A 14,844-nucleotide genomic window follows, 5' to 3' on the forward strand; every position below is an offset into this window, starting at 1 on the left:
ATACTCCCGTCACGAATACCTACATCGCACCGAGATCATTGAATTGCCCTCGAAGTCCCACCGATACGACCACGCAACAAGTAGTTCCGAATAAGACAAAGTTTCGATATTCTTAAAACCGACATCTGAGCGACTACATTCGAAAAGATCTTGAATCGGACCACCACAGACGGCGAATGATCTTGCGAATGCATCTCTCCACCAACACCGTCGTGCGCAATCAAACAAATCACTATGTACGTACGTAGTGCGCGATGATTGTATTTAGCCCTGCAATTTAAGGGTTAAGATTCAAATAGGGTATTTACAGACGATTTTACGAAAGCTAGCATTGTATCCGTGGTCATCGGCAATCGCCCCAAGGCGACCGGCGCCACCGCGTATCTCAGTGTCACGCCGTCGGCGAGCGCATTGGGTATCCCGTCATCGCTGACATTCGGCTTCCTTCGAAAGGAGGTAATTTTCTATGGCCAGTCTTGGTACTCGAGACGCGCTCACCCTCGTTGAGCGGGACACGGCCGAAAGCCGCCGCGGCTTTTCGGGTGCACATGCCGGTGACAACCCGGTCGTCGTCGAGCAACGGGACCAGTCCCGGGGCCGCGCCAGCCGCATCGTCATCATCGATCGACGCCAGCTCGTCGGCCGATGCCTCGCCGCCTCGCTCAGCGAGGCCGACCGGCAGACGTCGTTCGAAGTCTTCGCGGACATCGAATCGTGGAAGCGGCAGACGCCGTTCGTCGCCGCGAGCGTGGTCGTGCTCTGCCGGCCCGACGGCAACCTGACCGAGACCGAATGGACCGAGATCACGCGGGAACTGGCGTTCCTGCAGGGCGAGGCCGGTGCTCCGCCGGTGGCCGTCATCTCGGACGGCGAGAACCTCGACCAGATCGTGCGGATCATCAAGCTCGGCGTCAAAGGCTACATCCCGACGACGACCTCCGTGGACATCGCCCTGCAGGCGCTCCAGCTCGTGCAGGCCGGCGGCGTCTACATCCCGGCCGAATGCCTCCTCCCCCTGCTGGCCAACATCAAGGTGGACGAGCCGGTCGAAGCCGGGGACGACGACATCTTCTCGCCGCGGCAGCTCTGCGTGGCGCGGGCGCTCCGGAAGGGGACGCCGAACAAGATCATCGCGTACGAACTCAACATGTGCGAGAGCACCGTGAAGGTTCACGTCCGCAACATCATGAAGAAGCTCAAGGCCAAGAACCGGACCGAGGTCGCCTACCTGACCAACAAGTACTTCCTCCGGGAAGATTCCAGCCTGGCGAGCGTGAAGGCTCCGGCGGCCTGATCGCTCGGGCGCCGGCCCCGCCGCGGCGGGGCCGCCCTGGCAGAAATTCGGTCCGGCGCGGCCGGACGGAGCTTCGGGGTCTCCTCGTGGGTCGCCTGCCCGGGCGGCCCGCGAGGGGACCCGTTTCGCGTCCGACCGTCCCGCCGAGCGGTCGGCGGATCGGCGCGGCGCCACCGGCCCGGTCCCGACGCCGCGGATCGGCCTCCCCGTCCTCTCGCCCCGCGCGCCGGCGCGGTCCCCGCGGCCGGAGCGGCCGCGCGCCGGGTCGCTCGTACGGGGGATCGTCCAGCGGATCGGCGGGGCTCCCGTCCGCCGCCCTCATCGGCGCCGGGCGACGACGGGCCCGCGTTCCGCGGGCCCGGCCGCGCCTCACGCGGTCCCGGCGACGGCGTCGGCGGGGGGCAGAGCCGGCGGGATCTCGGACTCGTCGCCGGGCTGGTCACCGGGTTCGTCAGGGCGGCCCACGCTGCTGTAGGCGAAGCCGTGCGCCCGGACGTCGGCGGCCCGGTAGACGTTGCGGAGATCCACGAGGACCGGTCGCTGCATCGCCGCCCGCAGCCGGTCGAGGTCGAGGGCCCGGAACGCGTCCCACTCGGTGACGAGGACCAGAGCGTCTGCGCCCTCGGCACAGTGGTAGGCGTCCTCCGCGAAGGCGACGCCGGGCAGGAGCGGGCGCGCCTGCTCCATGCCCTCGGGATCGTAGGCGCGGATTACGGCGCCGGCGTCCTGCAGGCCCGCCACGATCGCCAGCGCGGGCGCGTCGCGCATGTCGTCGGTGTTCGGCTTGAAGGTCAGGCCGAGGAGGGCGATCGTCTTGCCCCGCACCGACCCGCCGCAGGCCTTGATCACCTTGCGCGCCATCGCGCGCTTGCGCTGGTCGTTGACCGCCACCACCGTCTCGACCAGCCGCAGCGGCGTGCCCGCATCCTGCGCGGTCTTGACCAGGGCCAGCGTGTCCTTGGGGAAGCACGAGCCGCCGTAGCCCGGCCCGGCGTGCAGGAACTTCGACCCGATCCGGTTGTCCAGGCCGATGCCGCGCGCCACCGCCTGCACGTCCGCGCCCACCGCCTCGCACAGGTCCGCCACCTCGTTGATGAACGTGATCTTCGCCGCGAGGAACGCGTTCGCCGCGTACTTGGTCAGCTCGGCCGTCCGGCGGCTCATCGCGACGATCGGCGCGGCGTTGAGGTAGAGCGGGCGGTAGATCTGCTCCATGACCGCCACGGCCCGCGGCTCGTCGGTGCCGACGACGATGCGGTCGGGGCGCTTGAAGTCGGCGATGGCCGCGCCCTCGCGCAGGAACTCGGGGTTCGAGACGACCGCGAACTGCGCCTCGGGGTTGGTCTCGCGGATGATGCGCTCGACCTCGTCGCCGGTGCCCACCGGCACGGTCGACTTGGTCACCACCACCGTGAAGCCGCGCAGTGCGCGCGCGATGCTGCGGGCGGCCGCGTAGACGTAGCTCAGGTCGGCGAAGCCGTCGCCGCGGCGGGAGGGCGTGCCCACCGCGATGAAGACCGCGTCGGCCTGACCGACCGCCGTCTCCAGGTCGGTGATGAAGGACAGGCGGTCCTGGCGGACGTTCTCGGCGACCAGGGCCTCGAGGCCCGGTTCGTAGATCGGCATCCGACCGGCATTCAGTGCGTCGATCCGGCCGCGATTGCTGTCGACGCACACGACCGTGTGGCCGAAATCCGCAAAGCACGCGCCAGAGACCAGACCGACATAGCCCGACCCGACCATCGTGATGTTCATGGAATCCTCGCCGCGATCGCACCGACGCTCGGGTCTACGGCGGCCCGACAGGGCCACCAACATCATATCTTAGGCGTACGCGGCTCTGCCGATCGGGCTTAGCGGCGACGATTCGGCCCGACCGGCCCGACCCCGCCGCGGCCCGTCCCGAACCGGCAGCCGGGCCGCCCCGAACCGCGCCTTACATCGCCATCCGGCCATGGCGGCGGCCGGGCGGCTACGCCATTCGGCTGATCCGGCGACGCCGGTCGACGATCGCGCGAACATTTTCCCGGCGCATCACCCGAATTGTCAAAGACAGGCTGCTTTTTCCCGACCGCTTTGTCCGGGAGCGCGAACGGCTAAGATGCTAACACCGGTCTATAGAACTGAACTCCCCGAAGAGTTCCGGCGGAGGAGAACCCTGTTGGCGGCGCGTTTCTACTTCGAGATCGCAAATGCCGAGGAGACGATCCACGACCACGTGGGGGTTGAGGCCGCTGGCCTCGAGGAAGCCCTGATCGAGGCGCGTAGCGTGATCGCCGAGATGGCCGATGAGATTACGGGAAACGGCCGGGAGCCGCCCTGGACCCTCCTCGTGCGCAACGAGGAGGGCTGGCTGGTCGGCCGCCTGCCCATCCGGAAGTGACGGCCCGCGCCGCTCGGACGGCGCGGGGGTGCGGCCATTAAGATATCGTTAACGGATCGTCCGGAGGATCGGCTGAGCCCTCGAACCGTGGCCATCCGGAATGCCCCTCTCCCAGAACGTCCCGCACGCCGCCCGCCAGGCGGACGCGATGGCTGCCCAGATGGCGCTGGCCGCCCACGCGCTGCGGATGCGCGGCGATGTCGGGACCGCCGAGTCGCTCCTCGCGATGGCGCGACACAACCGGATCCTCGCGCTCAAGCTGCGGATCGCGCAGGATCTGGCGCCGGGCCAAGACCGCGCCGAGCGCCGGGCCACCGCCGGCCGTTAACGCCGCGCGCGATCGGCCCGGGACGGTCACGGAGCCCGCGCCGCACGCGATGGGACGCGTCTCACCACCCGAGCCGGGCTCACCCGGACCGGCCTGCCGGCGGTCCGTTGATCACTGTGGCGAGGATTGCTGGCGGGCGCGGCGCCCGCGCGCGTCGTGTCGGCGCTCCGACCGGGCACCGACCGCCCCGCCGGGGACCGGCCCACGGTCGACGGAAATCAATGCAGAATCCACATCACCGATCATCGGCGTGGTTGGCGCCGAATAAAGTCCGTGATAGTGTAAATAACTAACATCCGACAGGAAATTCAGTCGTCGTGTCGCCCCCGGACGCCGGACATTCTGAGGTCAGCACGACCCTGGCGCTGGACATGGTGGGGCGCGCCTACCTGGCCCTGGCGCTCCTCTACGAGACGGCCCATCCGGGAGAGTTCGTCGACGTTCAGCAGAAGATCCGCGCGTTCGTCGAGGACAATTTCCGCATCATCCAGGAGACGAGCCGCGACGAGAGCCTGACAACCGGTACAGTTGACGGCGCCCTTCACCTTGTGAACAGCGTTTTGGTCGAGGTCGAGACCAAGATCGCCACAATGATCCGGCCGACGCGGCAGCTCCGCGGCTAGACGAGACCTTGAATTGCCCCCCGCTATTCAGTGACTGTTGCAGTCGAGCCATGGCGCGCGGATAAACGGCCCCGCGCCATAGGGGATCGAAGATTGCAATGGCTCCCGACGTCGACAGTCTTAGGTGGGCATGTTACCCGGCGGACGGGGCAGCAATAAATTATCAAGCACGATGATGGGCAGCGATGATTGCGATCGGGGGGCGCGCAGCGCGGATGTCGCGCTCGAGGTTCTCGTCCGAGCCTATCACGCTCTCGCGGTCGTCTACGAGTTGTCCAGTCCCGGTGCCTACACGGCGCTCCACGGCAAGATGATGCCCTACCTGCTGGACGGCTTCCGTCACGGCACGGCGCCGGACGCCGTCGATCCGGACCTGGACGCGACGGTCTCGACGGCCCTGGAGCGGGTCCGCAGCGCGCTGGACGAGGTCCGGTCCGACGTGGCAGCCGTGCGGGCGCGCAGGGAGGAGCGCGACCGCTGACGCGCCGCTGCCGGCCCGGCCCAGCGCCGGCTCAGCGCGCCGGCTCGAGGCGGCGCTCCGGTCCGAGGAGCAGGCGCGGACCGGTCTCCCGCTCCGGCACGGACGCGGGCACGAGGCGCGCGAGCTTGGCCGCCAGGGTCACCGACAGGATGTGGCGCCACGCCAGGGGCGTGCCGAGCAGCTCCCGCAGGGCCGCCGCGTAGCCCTGGGCGCGCCGCCGGTCGAGGACGCGCCGGTGCTGCCAGCGCCGCGCCGTGGCGACGCGGTGGGCCCGGAGGGCCGCCCGCGCCTCCGGGGCGAGACCCGGCCGGCCCAGCATGGCGTCGTCGAAGGCCAGCATCGCCCCGAGGTCGTCCGTCCGGTGCTGCGCGCTCAGCGAGTTCGAGCGCTCGACCGCGACGTAGCCGCAGGGCGCGGTCACGGCGAACACCGCCCCGGCCGCCAGCGCCTCGACGTAGAGGGCGTAATCCTCCCCGAGCCGCAGGCGCGCGTCGTAGCGCAGCCCCTGCCGGTCCAGGAAACCCCGCCGCATGATCGGCTTCAGGAAGCCGAGCTCGCGCCGGCTCGCGCCGGGACGGGGGATGTTGCCGCTCACGAAGGCCGCGAGGGTGAGCCGCTGCGGCCGCCCCGGTCCGGTGACGAGGCCGGCGGCGGAGGCCGCCTCGCGGCCGCGGACCATGACGATGTCGTCGGCGATCAGATCCCAGGTCCGGGGCGCGGAGAGGAGCCGGCCGAGCCGGCCCTCGAGGAAGTAGTCGTCGGCGTCGAGGATGCAGAGCAGCGGGGCGCGGGCGGCCGCGATGGCGCGGTTCCGGGCCTCGGCCGGCCCGACATTCTCGGTGAGCCGGATAACCCGCAGGCGGCCGGTACCGTCGTCGGCCGCCGCGGCGGCCGCGCCGGTCGGGTCCGCGGAGGCGTCGTCCACCACGATGACCTCGGCGACCTCCGGCTGCCGGAGCGCCGAGGCGACGGCGGTCGCGATCGTGTCCGCGGCGTCCCGGGCCGCGATGATGACGCAGACCTCCGGGACGGGGGACGAGGCCTCTAAGCTGCGCACCGGACGACTCCGCGACTCTCCGGCCGGTCCGCGCCGCGGCCGGTCCGCCGGCACGTTAGGGCGACCCCGGCGCGGCGCGCGAGATCGTCCGAAAGGAGTGGGCCGGCCCCGGGCCGGATCGTCCGAATGATCCCCGGCCGGAGCCGCCCCCGCCGCTACGATGCGCGCCGCCGCGATCCTGCGGCGACTGGTTTGAGGACGTGCGCATGACGATCTGGTCCGGCCCGGGCCGCCGCCTCTGCGTGGCGGCGACGCTTCTCCTGCAGGCCTATCCCGCGAGCGCGGGCGAGACCGCCGCGCCGCCGGCCGCGGCCCAGGCCGCCTCTCCCGCCTCTCCCGCCGCGGCCCAGGCTGCCCAGGGCGGCGCATCCTTCGTGGAGCTGTTCAGCACCCTGAACGAACGCCGCTGGTACGTCTCGGACGGCTGGGTCAACGGCGACTGGCAGGGCTGCACGTGGTCGAAGCACCGCGCCCGGATCGCGACGCCCGGCGAACTCTCGCTGTCCCTGACGGACATCACCTACAAGGAGCGCCCCTTCAGCTGCGCCGAGATCCAGACCCGCGAGCGCTACGGCTACGGCACCTACGAGGTCCGGATGCGGGCCGGCACCGGGTCCGGCATGGTCTCGGCATTCTTCACCTATAACGGCCCCGAGAACGGCGACCGGCGGACGAACGACGAGATCGACTTCGAGTGGCTCGGCAAGGACACGAGCAAGGTCCAGCTCAACTACTTCGTCGGCGGCGTCGGCGAGCACGTCAGCCTCGATGCCCTCGGCTTCGACGCCGCGACCACCACCGCGGACTACGCCTTCGAGTGGCTGCCCGACCGCCTGCGCTGGTACGTCAACGGACGCCTGCTGCGCGAGGTCGTCGGCACGACCGACCGGCCGCTTCCCTCCCATCCGAGCAAGATCATGCTCAGCGTCTGGTCGGGACAGGGCCCGGACTTCGCGTCGTGGCTCGGACCGACGGAGTATTCGGGACAGCCGGTCACCGCGCTGTTCGAGCGGGTCGCGTTCACCCGGATGGGCGATCCGTGCGGCTTCAAGGAATCGATCGTCTGCCGCTAGCCGCACCGGCGGGCGGACGCCGCACCGGCGACCGCCCCGGGCATCGGACCACACATGACACCGCGCCGGGCACCGGACCCTGGAACCGGACCCGACACCGGACCCGACACCGGGCCGGGCTAAATCTTAACGTCTCCGCGGCAGGCTGGGCCCTCGAACGCGCCCGGAGCCACGCGATGCATTGGTCGAGCCTCGTCATCGCCGCGTACGCCGCCGGCTTCGTGGAGTTCTGGCGGCTCTGCCTTCAGGCGCCGGCCGCCGAGGAGGATCCGGCCTGACGTGTCCGCTTCGCCGCGCCGGGCCGCACCGGGCCCGGACGGCTCACCGCTCGTTGGCGATGGGCCGCAGCAGGGCGCCGAGCAGGAAGGCCAGTTGCCCGCAGACCAGCAGCGCCGTCCCGCGCCGCAGGCACGCGCCGGCGCTCAGGTTGTAGACGAGGAGGCCGTAGCCGACCTCGGCCGCGACGATCGGGACAAAGACCAGCAGCCGCCAGACCGAGCCGAAGCGGCCCAGCATCACGCCCAGCAGGGCGTTGAGCATCATGCCCTTCATCGGCGCGCTCCGCGGCGGGCGCGGCGGGCGCGGCGCGGCCGACCGGTCATGGCCCTAGCGGCTGCCGCGCTGGCTCAACACGGCCGGAACCGTCTTGAGCAGGATGGCGAGGTCGCGGCGGAGGCTCCACTGGCTGGCATAGGCGCAATCGAGGGCGACGCGCTCGGCGTAGCCCGTGTCGCTGCGCCCGGAGACCTGCCAGAGGCCGGTCAGGCCCGGCGGAACGGAGAAGCAGGCGGTGAAGTCGGCGCCGTAGCGCACGACCTCGGCCTGGACGATCGGCCGCGGCCCCACGAGGCTCATCTCCCCGCGCAGCACGTTCCAGAGCTGCGGCAGCTCGTCGAGGGACGTCTTGCGCAGGACATGGCCCAGCGCCGTGACGCGGGGATCGTGGGTGAGCTTGAAGGACGCCTCCCACTCCGCCCGGGCCTCGGGATTCTCGGCGAAATGCCGCGCCAGTACCGCGTCGCCGTCCGCGACCATGGACCGGAACTTCAGGCATCCGAAGGGGCGCCCGTGCCGGCCGAGGCGCTTGTGTCGGAAGATCGGCGACCGGCCGTCGCTGCCCCAGATCAGCAGGGCGATGAACAGCAGCAGGGGCAGAAGCAGGAAGAGCGCCGTCAGCGCGATCGTCGCGTCGAGGACGCGCTTCATCGCCCAGCTCGCCCGGAGGCCGGGGCCGGCCTGCCGCGGGGCCGGCAATGTCTTGACCAACGCCTCGTTCAGCGTCTCGACCATATCCTGCGGCGTCGACGACTCGATCGGCGTCGGGGTCCCAGCCGGGCGCAACATGTCGGCTCCTTGACTCGGGGTGAGACGGGATCGGAACTTGCGGAGCGACGCGCGCAGCCGGCCGGTTCGGCCAGCCTCGCCGCAGCCGCCTTCGGCGGCGCTCGGCCGGTCCGAAGGGGCGTCGATCGCGGGCGGAACCCTTGCGACAACACTGGGCCCACGACCGGTTCGGCAACAAGACGGCCGCCGATCCATCAATGGAGGTAAGGCGTTGCTGGTCGTGCTGGTGTTCGCTGCACTGATTGGAGGAGCGATCGGTTTCGCGGTTGTTCTACCGAAGGGGTTCCTGCTCGCGCTGCTGGCCGCCCAGGCCGGGGCGGCCGTCGCCGTCGGCCTCGTCGTCCTGCTCATCCGCCGCCGCTGACGGCCCTACCGGGCGGCGGGACCGCTTTCGGGGAGGTCCCGTCCGCCGATCGAGGTAAGGCCCCCCCGCGCGGGGGCCGGTCTAAACCGGGCTGCCCGGCCCTCCCGGCCGGACCCGGCCGCGCGGGCGCGTTCTGCCCCGGCGCGGCGCGGCCGATCACCGGACAGGACGCGCCGTGGCCCCTTCAGAGCGCCGCATCAACGGGTTCGACGGCCTGCGGGCCCTGGCGTTCCTGATGGTCTTCGTCAGCCACAAGGCGCCGAGCCCGAGGACCGAGGCCCTCGGCACGGCCGGCGTGTGGCTGTTCTTCGTCCTGAGCGGCTTCCTGATCGTCCGGATCCTCGCCGCGGCCCGCACGGCCGTGGAGGCGGGCGCGTCGACCCCGCTCGGCAGCCTCGGGCTGTTCTACCGGAATCGCGTCGCCCGGATCGTGCCGGTCTACTACGTCTTCCTGTTCGTGCTCTACACGGTCCGGCCCGGCGACCCGGCCAGTCTCGGCAACGACGCGTTCAAGCTCGCGACGTGGTTCTACGTCACCAACATCTACATCGAGCTGAACGGCTGGGGCACCGAGCTCGGCCATCTCTGGAGCCTCGCGGTCGAGCAGCAATTCTACCTGCTGTTCGCGCCGGCGGCCCTGTTCCTGCCGCGGCGCCACCTCGGCACGCTGTGCTGGCTCCTGGTCGGGATCAGCGTCCTGGCGCACGGTGCCCTGTGGCGGGCGGGCGCCGCGCCGCGGTGCTTCGACGTCGACACCCTGGCCAATGTCGGACTGATCGCGCTGGGCGGCCTCGCCGGCCTGCGCACCCGGCCGCTCCCGGCCTGGCTCGCCCGCGACGCCGCCCTGGCCGGCGTGCTGGCCCTGTTCGTGGCCCTGCCGCTCCTGATCGCGCCGACCGGCTGGTGGCTCGTTCTCGGCCGCCTCAGCGGCGTCCTGGCGGCGCTGCTGCTGCTGCAGGTGGTCGAGGCGCGGGAGGGCCGCGCGGTCGCCCTCCTGGAGATCCCGTGGCTGCGCCGGATCGGCGTGATCAGCTACGCCGCCTACCTGTTCCACGTGCCGCTCCACGCGGAGCGCGTGCTGGCCCTCGTCGGCCTCGACGTCGCCGGACCGCGCTCGGTCTCCATGGCGCTCGACCTGATGCTGACGCTGCTGCTGGCCGAACTGTCGTGGCGGCTCCTGGAGCGGCCCGCACGCCGGCTGCTGCGGGCCCCGCGCCGGCGGGTCGGCGCCTCCGCGCTGGTCGGCCCGTAATCCGCTCGCGCGTCCCCGGCTCAGCCCTTGATCGGCACCCGGCCGACCTCCGCGCCGCTGGCGTCGCGCACGACGAGCGTCCACGCGCCGGCCGGTCCCGCGACCTCCAGTTCACCCGCCATTTCGTCGATCACGCTGCGGGCCTCCGCGAGCGCCTCGGCCAAGTCCGCGGCTTCCACGCCCTGCGCGTCGCGGATCGTCTCCTCGCCGTTCTCGATGTCGAAATAGAAGCGACTGGGCACTCATCTCCTCCCTGATTTCCGCCCTCGGGAGGGCCCTCGGATACTACCTACGTAGTTCGCCCACGTCCGACAATGCTCAGTAGGAGACATAAACCTTAACAAACATCAAAACTGTTTTCGTTGGTTGCGTTGCAATAATGTCGAGATTCCAGCCAAATAATCCATTATAGGTATCGCCGATCACCCTTGCGGCCGCTTCGGCGATGGCGGCGCGCGGTGACGGGCCTCAGGGGCGTTCGACATGGCAGCCTCCGGCGATTCGAGCCTCAAAAAAGATTCTCCTGCCTCGGCGGAGAGAAAACAAAAATTGCGCGCCCACGTCCGGACGATTCTGGCGAAGGGCCTCAGCGTCCGGAATTCCCGCCCCGCGGGCGACACAGCCCCCGACACGCACTGACCTGTTCCAGCCGTCGGGGCCATCCCCCGCAATGGGAGGGGATGGCGGCCGCCCTACGCCCTTTGAGCGTCGTGCGCGCCGATCGCTTCCGGCCAAAGTCGGGGGCGGTCTCGGAGGCCGCGCCCGGCGGCCCAGGAAGCGCGATGGCGGATCAACTCTTGTCCGATGCTCGGGGCACCTTCGTGGACGTCTCGTTCATCATGGCCGCGCACGACGCGGCGCCCTGGATCGAGACGGCCATCCGCTCCGCCCTCGCCCAGACCGGCGTCGCCGTGGAGGTGGTGGCGGTCGATGACGGCTCGCGGGACGGGACCGCCTCCGTGCTGGCGCGCCTGGCGGAAGCCGATCCGCGGGTCCGCGTCATTCCCCTCGCCGATGCCGGACCGGGCACGCCCCGGGGCCCGTCGAGCGCCCGGAACGCGGCGCTGAACGCCGCCCGGGGCCGGTGGATCGCGATCCTCGACGCCGACGACCTGATCCTGCCCGACCGCACCCGGACCCTGCTCGATCTCGCGCTCGCGGCGGATGCCGACATCGTCGCCGACAACCCGATCCCGTTCACCGACATGTTCGACCCGCAGGGGCCGGGCATGCTGGAGGGCGGCCGGGAGCCGTACCTGTTCGAGATCGACCTCGCCAAGTACATCGCCAGCAACCAGCTGCTCAGCCGGGTGACCAAGCTCGGCTACCTCAAGCCCATGATGCGCGCCGAGATCCTGCGCCGGCACGGCATCCGGTACGACGAGGGCGTCCGGATCGGGGAAGATTTCCTGCTGTGCCTGGAAGCCCTCGCGGCGGGGGCGCGGTTCGTGGTCACCACCTACGCGGGCTACGGCTACCGGCGCGGGCCCACCTCCCTGTCGCACCGGCTGCGCCAGGCCGACATCGCGCGCCTCGACGCGGCCTTCGCGGCCCGGGCCGAGCACGGCCGCCTCGCCGAGGCGCGGTCGCGCTCCGCCGAGATCCGCCACGGCAGCCGCGCCTACCGCGACGGCCTCGCGGTGACGCGGCTGATCGCCCAGGTCATCGAGGCGGCCCAGGCCGGCCGCTGGCGCGCGGGCGCGACCCTGGCGCTCCGGCATCCCCGGATCTGGCGGTTCCTGGCCGCGACGCTGCTGGCGGCGGCGGGCAAGCGCCTGCGGCCGCGGCCGCACGCCCACCCGATCGGACAGAGGTAAGACGATGCGCCTGTGCATCTGCATCTGCACCTGCGAGCGGCCCGTGGGCCTCGCGCGCCTGCTCAAGGCCCTGGACCAGCAGCGGCTCGGCAGCCTCGCCGAGACCGCCCTGCGCATCCTAATCATCGACAACGGGCGCAGCCGCGCCGCCGTCCCGGTGGTGGAGGCCTACCGGGCGACCGGCCGCTTCCCCGTCACCTACGCCCGGGAGGAGACCCGCGGCCTCGCCGCGGTCCGCAACCGGAGCCTCGCGGAGGCCTCCGCGGCCGGCGCGGACTGGGTCGCTCTGATCGACGACGACGAGTTTCCCGACCGCGACTGGCTCCACAACCTGCTCGAGACTGCCCTCGCCGCGGGCGTCGCGGCCTGCGTCGGGCCGGTCGTGCCGTTCTTCGACCGGGTTCCGCCCGCCTGGGCGGCCGCCGGGGGCTTCTTCGCCAAGCGCCTGCCGGTCCGCGACGGCTACGTGGAGGACGGCTACACCGCCAACGCGCTCCTGGACCTGCGGGTGATCCGGGCGCTGGGCCTGTCCTTCGACATGCGCTTCAACACGATGGGCGGCGAGGACACGTTCTTCTTCCGGGCCCTGATGCTCGCCGGGCACCGGATCGCCTGGGCCGAGACGGCCGTGGTCTACGACAGCATCCCGACGCACCGGATGCGGGTGCGCTGGCTGCTGGCGCGCTGGTACCGCAGCGGCAGCGTCGAGGCCTATCTCGGCCGGCTCCGCCCGGAAACGGTGGGCGGCCGGCTCGCCAACGCGGGCCGCGGCTTCGTGCGCCTCGGCGGCGGCCTTCTGCGGCTCGGGATCGCCGGCCTGTCCCTCAGGCCGGCGACCCTGATCGGCGGCGGCTACACGCTGTGCCGGGGAGCCGGCCTGCTCGCGGCCGTGATCGGCCTGAGCTACCGGGAATACCACCCGTCGCGCTATCGCTAGCCGCGCCGACCGGGCGCGCCCCGGTGCGGTAGCAGGAAGGGCTGACCGCCCGGCGGCACCCGCCCGACCGGCCAGCGGACGCCGAAGACCCCGGCGATGAGGTCGTCGGTCAGGACCTCGGCCGGCCGCCCGCCGGCGACCAGCCGACCCCCGTCCAGCACCAGCAGCCGGTCGGCGTAGGCGGCCGCGAAGTTGAGGTCGTGGAGGATCGCCACCACGGCGACGCCGGTCGCCGCCAGCCCGGCGGCGGCGTCGAGCAGCGCGCCCTGGTGCCGGAGGTCGAGGCTCGCGGTCGGCTCGTCCAGGAACAACACCTGCCGGTCCGCCACCGTGCGGCCGGCCTCCAGCTGGCAGAGCACGCGGGCGAACTGCACCCGCGCCTGCTCCCCGCCCGAGAGGGTCGGGTAGGCCCGGTCGGCGAGATGCGCCACGTCGGCCCGCGCGAGGGCCCGGGCCAGGATCGCCGCCCGGTCGCGGGCCCCGAGGCCCCGGCCGATGCCGTCGAGGCCGATCCGGGCGACCTCGGCCGCCGCGAACGGGAAGGCGAGGCGCGCCGCCTGCGGCAGCACCGCGCGCGTCGCGGCGAGGCGCCAGAGCGGGATCGTCGCCACGGGCGCACCGTCATAGGCGACGCTGCCCCGGGTCGGGCGCAGGGCGCCGCTGAGCAGGCGGACGAGGGTCGACTTGCCGGCCCCGTTGGGGCCGACGATCACCTGCAGGGTGCCGCCCGCCACCGCCAGGGAGACGTCGCGCACGAGGTCGCGCCCCGCCACCGTGACGGTCAGGTCGCGGGCCGTGAGCAGGGCCGGATCAGACATTGTCAGACATCGTCAGACATCGTCCGGCCGCACCCGGCCGAGAAGCAGCCACAGGAAGACCGGCGCGCCGACCAGCGCCGTGACGATCCCGATCGGCAGCTCGGCGGGCGCGGCGACGCGGCGCGCCACCACGTCGGCGAGGACCAGGAAGGCGCCGCCGAGGAGCGCCGAGGCCGGCAGCAGCAGCCGGTGCCCCGGGCCGATCAGCAGCCGCAGGGCGTGCGGCACCACGAGGCCGACGAAGCCGATCACCCCCGCCGCCGCCACGCTGGCGCCCACCGCGACCGCCACCAGCACGATGCAGGCGCGCTTCAGCCGCTCCACCGGGACGCCGAGATGGAACGCCTCGGCCTCGCCGAGGACGAGGGCGTTCAGGCCGCGGCCGAGGAGCGGGACCGCGGCCAGCACCGGCAGGATCAGCGGCGCCGAGGCCGCGACCTTGGACCAGGTGGCCCCGCCGAGGCTGCCCAGGGACCAGAAGGCGAGATCGCGCAGTTGCCGGTCGTCGCTGACGAAGGTCAGCAGGCCGGTCAGCGCGCCGCTCAGCGCCCCCAGCGCGATCCCCGCGAGCAGCATCGTCGCCACCGCGGTGCGCCCGGACCGGGTGGCGAGGGCGTAGAGGATGAGGGTCGCGCAAAGGCCACCGAGGAAGGCTCCGGCCGGCAGCGCGGCGTAAGGCAGCGGCCCGGGAAACCCCAGCCCGGCGAGGATCCGGTCGCCCAGGACGATGATCACCGCGGCCGCGAGCCCCGCCCCCGACGAGACCCCGACCAGCGCCGGATCGGCCAGGGGGTTGCGGAACAGCCCCTGCATCAGCGCTCCCGAGACCGCCAGCCCGGCCCCGACCAGCAGCCCCAGCAGGGTGCGGGGCAGGCGGATCGAGAGGATCACCAGCCCGTCGCGGGCGCGGGCCGGATCGCTCCCCTCCCCGATCAGGACCGCGAGGACCCGGTCCGGCGGGATGGGGATCGCCCCGAGGCTCACCGAGAGCAGGGCGGCGGCGAGCACCACGGCCGCCAGGACACCCAGCACCCAGGGCGCCGCGCGGCGGCTCACGCGCCCCGCCCGCCGCC

Annotated in this window: 17 protein-coding genes; 10 read left to right on the forward strand and 7 right to left on the reverse strand. The window is 71.8% G+C overall.

Annotated features, from left to right (window positions below):
• Positions 1–466: 466 nt before the first annotated feature.
• Entirely contained in the window at positions 467–1,294 is an 828-nt protein-coding gene (locus ACQKQD_RS12570) for a LuxR C-terminal-related transcriptional regulator (protein WP_020091193.1), read from the forward strand.
• 369 nt (positions 1,295–1,663) lie between these two features.
• On the opposite strand, the gene ACQKQD_RS12575 is transcribed toward ACQKQD_RS12570, so the two are convergent.
• On the reverse strand, positions 1,664–3,049 hold the full coding sequence (locus ACQKQD_RS12575) for a UDP-glucose dehydrogenase family protein (protein ID WP_042672177.1): 1,386 nt from the start codon (positions 3,047–3,049) through the stop codon (positions 1,664–1,666).
• Between the two features lie 406 nt (positions 3,050–3,455).
• On the opposite strand from ACQKQD_RS12575, the gene ACQKQD_RS12580 reads away from it, so the two are divergent.
• The 4 genes from ACQKQD_RS12580 to ACQKQD_RS12595 all read left to right on the forward strand — a co-directional run bounded on the left by ACQKQD_RS12580 (position 3,456) and on the right by ACQKQD_RS12595 (position 5,109).
• Positions 3,456–3,677, forward strand: coding sequence for a DUF6894 family protein (locus ACQKQD_RS12580; RefSeq protein WP_020091195.1), 222 nt, complete (start codon positions 3,456–3,458; stop codon positions 3,675–3,677).
• A 100-nt stretch (positions 3,678–3,777) separates the two neighbouring features.
• Complete coding sequence (locus tag ACQKQD_RS12585; protein ID WP_020091196.1) at positions 3,778–4,005, forward strand: hypothetical protein; 228 nt, start codon at positions 3,778–3,780, stop codon at positions 4,003–4,005.
• 317 nt (positions 4,006–4,322) lie between these two features.
• Positions 4,323–4,628, forward strand: coding sequence for a hypothetical protein (locus ACQKQD_RS12590; RefSeq protein WP_020091197.1), 306 nt, complete (start codon positions 4,323–4,325; stop codon positions 4,626–4,628).
• A 172-nt stretch (positions 4,629–4,800) separates the two neighbouring features.
• The gene (locus tag ACQKQD_RS12595) at positions 4,801–5,109 is read left to right on the forward strand and encodes a hypothetical protein (protein WP_427508509.1); all 309 of its coding nucleotides are present in this window, start codon (positions 4,801–4,803) and stop codon (positions 5,107–5,109) included.
• 31 nt (positions 5,110–5,140) lie between these two features.
• Here ACQKQD_RS12595 and ACQKQD_RS12600 read toward each other — a convergent pair whose 3' ends face one another.
• Entirely contained in the window at positions 5,141–6,166 is a 1,026-nt protein-coding gene (locus ACQKQD_RS12600; protein WP_427508510.1) for a glycosyltransferase family 2 protein, read from the reverse strand.
• A 206-nt stretch (positions 6,167–6,372) separates the two neighbouring features.
• Between ACQKQD_RS12600 and ACQKQD_RS12605 the strand changes: the two genes are divergently transcribed.
• The gene (locus tag ACQKQD_RS12605) at positions 6,373–7,239 is read left to right on the forward strand and encodes a glycoside hydrolase family 16 protein (protein WP_427508511.1); all 867 of its coding nucleotides are present in this window, start codon (positions 6,373–6,375) and stop codon (positions 7,237–7,239) included.
• A gap of 321 nt (positions 7,240–7,560) precedes the next feature.
• Here ACQKQD_RS12605 and ACQKQD_RS12610 read toward each other — a convergent pair whose 3' ends face one another.
• Positions 7,561–7,791, reverse strand: a complete 231-nt coding sequence (locus ACQKQD_RS12610; protein ID WP_020091201.1) for a hypothetical protein — start codon at positions 7,789–7,791, stop codon at positions 7,561–7,563.
• A 54-nt stretch (positions 7,792–7,845) separates the two neighbouring features.
• The gene (locus ACQKQD_RS12615) at positions 7,846–8,583 is read right to left on the reverse strand and encodes a sugar transferase (protein ID WP_427508512.1); all 738 of its coding nucleotides are present in this window, start codon (positions 8,581–8,583) and stop codon (positions 7,846–7,848) included.
• Between the two features lie 211 nt (positions 8,584–8,794).
• Here ACQKQD_RS12615 and ACQKQD_RS12620 point away from each other — a divergent pair, with 211 nt between their 5' ends.
• A complete protein-coding gene (locus ACQKQD_RS12620; protein WP_020091203.1) occupies positions 8,795–8,947 on the forward strand; it encodes a hypothetical protein in 153 nt (50 codons plus the stop codon).
• A 175-nt stretch (positions 8,948–9,122) separates the two neighbouring features.
• Positions 9,123–10,199, forward strand: a complete 1,077-nt coding sequence (locus ACQKQD_RS12625; RefSeq protein WP_427508513.1) for an acyltransferase family protein — start codon at positions 9,123–9,125, stop codon at positions 10,197–10,199.
• A 20-nt stretch (positions 10,200–10,219) separates the two neighbouring features.
• Here the strand turns inward: ACQKQD_RS12625 and ACQKQD_RS12630 are convergent, their stop codons facing one another.
• The gene (locus tag ACQKQD_RS12630; protein ID WP_042672182.1) at positions 10,220–10,441 is read right to left on the reverse strand and encodes a DUF6894 family protein; all 222 of its coding nucleotides are present in this window, start codon (positions 10,439–10,441) and stop codon (positions 10,220–10,222) included.
• Positions 10,442–10,996: 555 nt separating this feature from the next.
• Between ACQKQD_RS12630 and ACQKQD_RS12635 the strand changes: the two genes are divergently transcribed.
• Together ACQKQD_RS12635 and ACQKQD_RS12640 are read left to right on the forward strand one after the other, a co-directional pair.
• Positions 10,997–12,016: a glycosyltransferase family 2 protein gene (locus ACQKQD_RS12635; protein ID WP_234081757.1), complete on the forward strand. Its 1,020-nt coding sequence runs from the start codon at positions 10,997–10,999 to the stop codon at positions 12,014–12,016.
• Positions 12,017–12,020: 4 nt separating this feature from the next.
• On the forward strand, positions 12,021–12,953 hold the full coding sequence (locus tag ACQKQD_RS12640; RefSeq protein ID WP_091675696.1) for a glycosyltransferase family 2 protein: 933 nt from the start codon (positions 12,021–12,023) through the stop codon (positions 12,951–12,953).
• On the opposite strand, the gene ACQKQD_RS12645 is transcribed toward ACQKQD_RS12640, so the two are convergent.
• Together ACQKQD_RS12645 and ACQKQD_RS12650 are read right to left on the reverse strand one after the other, a co-directional pair.
• Entirely contained in the window at positions 12,950–13,771 is an 822-nt protein-coding gene (locus ACQKQD_RS12645) for a heme ABC transporter ATP-binding protein (RefSeq protein ID WP_427508514.1), read from the reverse strand. The two genes, ACQKQD_RS12640 and ACQKQD_RS12645, sit on opposite strands and share 4 nt — an antisense overlap.
• Before the next feature lie 12 nt (positions 13,772–13,783).
• Entirely contained in the window at positions 13,784–14,827 is a 1,044-nt protein-coding gene (locus ACQKQD_RS12650; RefSeq protein WP_427508515.1) for a FecCD family ABC transporter permease, read from the reverse strand.
• Positions 14,828–14,844: the final 17 nt, after the last annotated feature.

This window comes from Methylobacterium sp. NPDC080182 (assembly GCF_050281105.1).
Taxonomy (GTDB): domain Bacteria; phylum Pseudomonadota; class Alphaproteobacteria; order Rhizobiales; family Beijerinckiaceae; genus Methylobacterium.

Coding starts and splice junctions, on each gene's coding strand:
- ACQKQD_RS12595 (WP_427508509.1), top strand. CDS start 4,801: ATGATGGGCAGCGATGATTGCGATCGGGGGGCGCGCAGCGCGGATGTC.
- ACQKQD_RS12610 (WP_020091201.1), bottom strand. CDS start 7,791: ATGAAGGGCATGATGCTCAACGCCCTGCTGGGCGTGATGCTGGGCCGC.
- ACQKQD_RS12585 (WP_020091196.1), top strand. CDS start 3,778: ATGCCCCTCTCCCAGAACGTCCCGCACGCCGCCCGCCAGGCGGACGCG.
- ACQKQD_RS12645 (WP_427508514.1), bottom strand. CDS start 13,771: ATGTCTGATCCGGCCCTGCTCACGGCCCGCGACCTGACCGTCACGGTG.
- ACQKQD_RS12640 (WP_091675696.1), top strand. CDS start 12,021: ATGCGCCTGTGCATCTGCATCTGCACCTGCGAGCGGCCCGTGGGCCTC.
- ACQKQD_RS12575 (WP_042672177.1), bottom strand. CDS start 3,049: ATGAACATCACGATGGTCGGGTCGGGCTATGTCGGTCTGGTCTCTGGC.
- ACQKQD_RS12570 (WP_020091193.1), top strand. CDS start 467: ATGGCCAGTCTTGGTACTCGAGACGCGCTCACCCTCGTTGAGCGGGAC.
- ACQKQD_RS12605 (WP_427508511.1), top strand. CDS start 6,373: ATGACGATCTGGTCCGGCCCGGGCCGCCGCCTCTGCGTGGCGGCGACG.
- ACQKQD_RS12615 (WP_427508512.1), bottom strand. CDS start 8,583: ATGTTGCGCCCGGCTGGGACCCCGACGCCGATCGAGTCGTCGACGCCG.